A 3,780-nucleotide genomic window follows, 5' to 3' on the forward strand; every position below is an offset into this window, starting at 1 on the left:
TTTTTTGTCTCCCCGCCAATTAGCAGCACTTTTTCTCCCATCATCGCAAAACCATAGGCCAAACTGCCCGACAGAAAGGATTTGCCCTCATTGCTGTCAAGACTTGTAATCCCCAATATTTTGGCATTGTTCTTTTTCAAGGCGTCAGAAATCTCAAAACGTAATGACCGTAAAAGGTTTTTAAAAGATAAAAACTCAGGATCATTCTCTTTGCTCTTCCATAACTCCCTGATGTTAATATCTGAATATGACAGGTATGGAACCGAACCTAAAACTGCTGACTGTGTTGCCTGCGCAAGTTGTTTTGAATCCAATATACTACGGTCCAAAAGGAACATAATTAAGATCCAGGTAAAGCACAGGAACAAAGTCACTATGTAAGAAAGTGCAATATATATAATGCCTTTAGAGGCAAGAGGTAAACCMGGCAATCCTAACTGTGCCAATTGCAGTTTCAAGGCAACATTCTGCCCAGTCCTGTTTTGGTTATAGGTATCCAAAGAGTTCATGTAATCTTTGGTAGCCARTTCCGCATCACGTTCATAATTCTGAATCCCTGCATCAAAAGGAACCATGGTATTGTATTTGGCCTTCAAAACAGACAGCTCATTGTCAATAGACCTTAAGCTTCCTTTGGCYTGGCTAACAGTCGTTTCAAGTGCTAATTTCCTTTCAATCAGTCCTTGTCTTGAAGCCTGCGGATTGGTCACATTCTCATCAGATATCTTTGAACTTACGCGGTCTATCAACCTGGTCAAAGAATCTATTCTGTTTTTATCTGCTGCTTTAAAATTACCATCAATATAGGCACTGTTCGCAGATTTCAATTGGTTTTTAAGATTTATGATCGTCCTGTTGTCCGCTGTAGAATTTCCCGAACTTACATTATCTATCYCTCCTCTTAGCCTCGCATCAATATCTGCTATCGCTCTCTGGTTTGCCTGAATATCCCTTATCGCCTGCGCTTTACGTTCTTCATTTTGTGAGATCTGYGMRTAAACCATTTCCGACTGCTTGTCCAGGTTTAGCACACCRTTCTTCATCTTAAACGATTTCAAAGCCGCATTCTTCTGGTTCATGGCAGCCTCTTTTTTCTTCATCAAYGAATCCAAAAGCTCKATAGAGTTATTYTGRTTCAKATTAACATCCTSRCCRTARTTGTTAATAAAATYWGTCGMCAGCGTRTTYACMACRAAWGTAGATARCAASGGGTTCTCCGAAACATAGTATACGTTTACAAAATCACTGTTRTCAGGGCGGTATAYTTTTAARTTATTGTTAATGCTTTCATYATCATAGCCCATAGARCTRATGATGTCATAYARMGGRTATTTACCAGMGTTATCACTAATGGTAATCACCTGCTTRTTCAGCARMCGTTCTCTGTAAAGCCTTACCACTTCATCAATGCCGGCTTGTCCCAATCCCGATACCTGTTTGCTGTAAGGCCTGAACGAAGCTTTCGGACTTTCCAGATCATGRAGTATCAGGTTATAAGAAAGGATACTCATGATCCGCCTCATTTTCATCCGCTCAATGATGTTCGAAAACTGCTGGTTGATCTTAAAAATATCCGMATTCYGRTTAGAGTTAACYACMACCTGYTTAGATTGATCMAYTAAACCAGTAGCAATCTGRGCCTCAGAACTGTATTGTCTGGGAAGGTTCTTTACCAGAAAATAAGTAATCACTCCAATTACTAAGGGTACTAATATCAAAACCCATTTGTACTTGCCTAGAAGTCGTAAAAATGCTTTTATGTCCATTTATAACTATGTAAATATATCTTATTTAACCTCTGATAATTTCATTCCTATTATCTCTTCCAATGCATCTTTTGCACTTAACAAGTTAACTTCAGTTTGAATTTTAGAGGTACTGGCAATTGTAAGATTTATTCTCGATTGATTATAAGTATCTAAAGCTACTTCGCCCTTTTCAAACTTGTTTTTTAAATTGTCGGCTACGTTTTGATTATCCTGTACACTTTGGGTATAAATTTTCAATTGGTTAATTTGTTGAATGTACGCATAATATCTTTTCTTTACTTCTGTGGCAAGTGTTAATCTGAAATCTTCTGCCTCTAGTTTTGCAATTTTATAATCTGCCTTGGCTTTTTTTCCTGCTAAAGGTTTTTGAAGGAAGTTCCCAAGATTCAAATTAACACTAAATTGGAAACCGTTTACCGCATAAGGGTTAATTACATCAATAGCTGTCTTATTATTCGGTCTGTAAAAGTATGAAGCATTAAATATGTCAAGATATGATATTGCGTTCATTGAAATGTCTGTTTTCGCTTTTTCAACATTTATGTCAGTAATCTTTAACCTGGGATAGTTTTGTACCGCCAGATCAATGTACTTTTCAAGATCAGAATATTTAATTTCGCCAATTATTGACTCTTGTGAAAAACTATCCAGACTTAGAAACATCAGGACAATTAAAGTGAATTTTGATAGATTTTTCATTTAATTTTATATTTTGTTGTTAATATTAGATGATTTAAAAAAATAGAAGGGTTTAAACATTCTCCTTTTGGATCAATGCAGGTATAGTTTTAAGTATTATTTTCATATCAAGGAAAATCGAATAATTCGAAGCATAATAATTATCCAGCTCCTTACGCTCACGTTCCGACATATCATCCTGACCTCTTTTACTGATTTGCCATAATCCGGTTAATCCGGCAGGGCCCAGGAATCTGGTCGACCATTCGTTTGTAGTCAATTGTTCAGCTTCATACAATGGCAACGGTCTGTTACCTACTAATGACATATCGCCAATTAGCACATTTATCAACTGAGGTAACTCATCAATACTTGTTTTTCTTAAGAACGATCCAACCCTGGTTATTCTAGGATCATTTTTAAATTTCACAAAGGCCGATTTATTATCTTTATTCTCCTCAGAATTAGCATATTGGTTAAGGTTAGCCATCGATGCAAGCATTTTATCAGCATCGCTTCTCATAGATCTGAACTTGTAAAAATCAAAGATTTTATATCCGGCGCCAACCCTTTTGCTCTTGTATATAATTTTGCCTTTAGATTCAAGTCTTACCAGTATTGCCACAATTACAAACAAGGGCAGCAAGCACAATAAAGCAAATCCCGATGCAACTATGTCAAATACCCTTTTGGTTCTTGGAATCTTATATTCCACTTCCATTTGCTGGGCAATGTCCATCAACTTTGGCTTAATCAGCTTAAACTTCACCAAAAAGTTCATGCGTTCGCAGAAATCTTCATATGGAAAAGGATAAGTATAGTAGTCGTTAACTTTCAGCTCCAGTGCTTTTTTCCTCCAAGCTTTATCTTCTTTAACACCAAGCAATACAATGATAAGTCCTTGCAATAAAGGGTTCTTTTTTATGTATTTTACCTGATCAAAACACYGATTGTTTTCATCAACCTCTATCAATACAATATCAGGCACGCTCAAAAAAGATTGATTGTCTAAATACCTTTTAAAATCAGCAGGATCTTCAAGGTAAGTGATATCGCCATCAAGTTCTTCAGATATCACTTCTTTCAGTAGCTTACCAAAATACACGATTTTGGCACTTACTTTATGAAATTCAATGGTTGGGGATGTCATATTTTAGTTGGTTTGGCTTCAGTTATTTGATTTTAGTTTATTAGTTGCGCTATTTTCGATTTTAAAATAACAGGATTAAATGGTTTTTCAAGGTAGCTATCTATTTTAAAAGGCATATTTTTCACTTTATCTTCTAAATCTTCTGCACCCGATAATAAAATAACGGGAGTATCTCTGTAAAGG

At 36.0% G+C, this 3,780-nt stretch carries 3 protein-coding genes; all 3 read right to left on the bottom strand.

Going from position 1 to position 3,780, the window contains the following annotated elements:
- On the bottom strand, positions 1-1,766 hold a 1,766-nt coding region (locus AC1DG9_RS24800), incomplete at its 3' end, for a GumC family protein (protein ID WP_477635438.1).
- Between the two features lie 21 nt (positions 1,767-1,787).
- Positions 1,788-2,468, bottom strand: a complete 681-nt coding sequence (locus AC1DG9_RS24805) for a TolC family protein (RefSeq protein ID WP_172663230.1) — start codon at positions 2,466-2,468, stop codon at positions 1,788-1,790.
- Positions 2,469-2,520: 52 nt separating this feature from the next.
- Positions 2,521-3,597 carry a sugar transferase gene (locus AC1DG9_RS24810; protein WP_477635439.1) on the bottom strand — a complete coding sequence of 359 codons (1,077 nt, stop codon included), beginning with the start codon at positions 3,595-3,597 and terminating at the stop codon, positions 2,521-2,523.
- Positions 3,598-3,780: the final 183 nt, after the last annotated feature.

It is taken from the genome of Pedobacter sp. 05L430, assembly GCF_056397585.1.

Coding starts and splice junctions, on each gene's coding strand:
- AC1DG9_RS24805 (WP_172663230.1), bottom strand. CDS start 2,468: ATGAAAAATCTATCAAAATTCACTTTAATTGTCCTGATGTTTCTAAGT.